The organism is Streptomyces phytophilus (assembly GCF_013870535.1).
Classification (GTDB): Bacteria; Actinomycetota; Actinomycetes; order Streptomycetales; family Streptomycetaceae; genus Streptomyces; species Streptomyces phytophilus.
Genome location: NZ_JACBXC010001181.1, coordinates 1 through 1866 on the forward strand (window position 1 = coordinate 1; position 1866 = coordinate 1866).

Annotated in this window: 3 protein-coding genes; 2 read left to right on the forward strand and 1 reads right to left on the reverse strand. The window is 75.8% G+C overall.

Annotation, left to right across the window (positions count from 1 at the left end):
• Both H5J30_RS30510 and H5J30_RS30515 read left to right on the forward strand, forming a co-directional pair.
• On the forward strand, positions 1-446 hold a 446-nt coding region (locus H5J30_RS30510; protein ID WP_309505680.1), incomplete at its 5' end, for an ABC transporter permease family protein.
• A gap of 31 nt (positions 447-477) precedes the next feature.
• Positions 478-1440: an ABC transporter ATP-binding protein gene (locus H5J30_RS30515; protein ID WP_181790681.1), complete on the forward strand. Its 963-nt coding sequence runs from the start codon at positions 478-480 to the stop codon at positions 1438-1440.
• 116 nt (positions 1441-1556) lie between these two features.
• On the opposite strand, the gene H5J30_RS30520 is transcribed toward H5J30_RS30515, so the two are convergent.
• Positions 1557-1866 (reverse strand): DUF8185 domain-containing protein (locus H5J30_RS30520; RefSeq protein ID WP_508470990.1); only part of this gene is annotated, 310 nt, incomplete at its 5' end.

Consider the following 1866-nt stretch of genomic DNA (forward strand, 5'->3'; position numbering starts at 1 on the left):
CGGAGCGGCTGTACGCCGTCGCCGCCGTCGCCGCCACCGGATACGCCCTGCTAGCCGTGCTGCTGTCGCTGCTGCGGGCCGCGCCCGAGCGCGTCGCGCTGCTGGCCCGGCTGCGCACCATGGGCTTCAGCCGGCGGCACGGGCGGCGGCTGCTGGTCCTGGAGGCGATGCCGCAGCTGGTGGCGGCCGGCCTGGTCGGCGCACTGGCCGGGCTGGTCACCGTACGGCTGCTGGGGCCCGGCATCGATCTGAGCGCGCTCGCACTCGGCGAGGAGAGCCCCGACCTCCTCGGCCCCGGCGGCGCGGAGCTGCACGCGGACCCGCTGGCGCTGGCGCTGCCGTCGGTGGCGGTGCCCGGGCTGGCGCTGGCGGCGGTGCTGGTGCAGGCGTGGTGGGGCGGCAGACAGCGGGCCGTACGGGAACTGCGGGCAGGGGACAGGGAGTGAGATGGCCCAGACGCGAGAGGGCACGGGCGGTATGACGAGCGGCACGACTCTGGAGGACCTGGAGCGGCGGGCGGCGGAGCAGCGCGCCAAGCCGGCATACGGACACGACGCGCTGATCTCCTGCGACCAGCTCGTACGCATCTTCCGCACCGACGGCGTGGAGGTGCAGGCGCTGCAAGGGCTCGACCTGCTGGTCGCCGAGGGCGAGTTGCTGGCCCTCGTCGGCGCCTCCGGCAGCGGCAAGTCGACCCTGCTCGGCATCCTCGCCGGCCTCGACGTCCCCACCGCGGGCACCGCCACGGTCGCGGACTTCGACCTGCTGGCGATGGACGCGCGGGCACGGCTGCGCTACCGCCGGGAGGTCGTCGGCTTCGTCTGGCAGCAGACCGCGCGCAACCTCCTGCCGTACCTGACCGCCGTGCAGAACGTCGTGCTGCCGATGCAGCTCAGCGAGGGCGGCGGCGGCCGGCACGCCCGCCGCCGCCGGGTGGCGTTCGCCGAGGACCTCCTGGGCCTCCTGGGCCTCGCCCACTGCCGTGACCGCCGCCCGCAGCAGCTGTCCGGCGGCGAACAGCAGCGCGCGGCGATCGCCGTGGCGCTGGCCAACTCCCCCGCGGTGATCCTGGCGGACGAGCCGACGGGCGAACTGGACTCGGCGACGGCGGAACAGATCTTCGCCGCCTTCCGCACGGCGAACGAGGAACTGGGCACGACGATCGTCATCGTCACCCACGACCAGGCGGTGGCCACGCAGGTCCGCCGCACGGTCGCGATCCGCGACGGCCGGATGGCGTCGGAGGTGGTACGCCGCACGGAGGTCGACGCGAGCGGGCAGGAGCGGGTGGTGGCCCGCGAGTACGCGGCGGTCGACCGCACGGGCCGCCTCCAACTGCCGCAGCAGTACACGGAGTCCCTGGACATCCGCGACAGGGTGGTCCTGGACCTGGAGGAGGACCACATCCGGGTAACCCCGGACCGGGAGAACAGAAAGTAGCCCAAGCCCGGAGCCGGGGCCCGCCAGGGCCGGGGCCCGCCAGGGGCCTGCGGCGCCGGCGGGGGCGCCCCGGTCTCCGGTCGTGTTCGGCCGTACCGGACGCCCCCCGCAGGGGGTCAGACCGGGGTGACGCCCAGGCGGCCCAGGCCGCCCCCGCGGCGTAGCGCCACCGAGCCGTACGGGGTGCGCAGGCGGAGCCAGTTGCCCGCGGCGAGCAGCGCCGGATCCGCGGCGTCCGCGGCCGGGGGCAGCAGGCCGAAGATGCGGGCCGCGTGGGCGGCGCGCAGCGGGAGCGGGGTGTCGGCCAGCGTGCGGCTCCAGATGTCGCCGCCTATGCGGTCCACCTCCGTGCGCGTCCGCTTCTCCTCCGGCAGCGCCTCCACCCGGGCCTTGAACTCCGCGACCGCCGCCGCCACCGCGACGTGC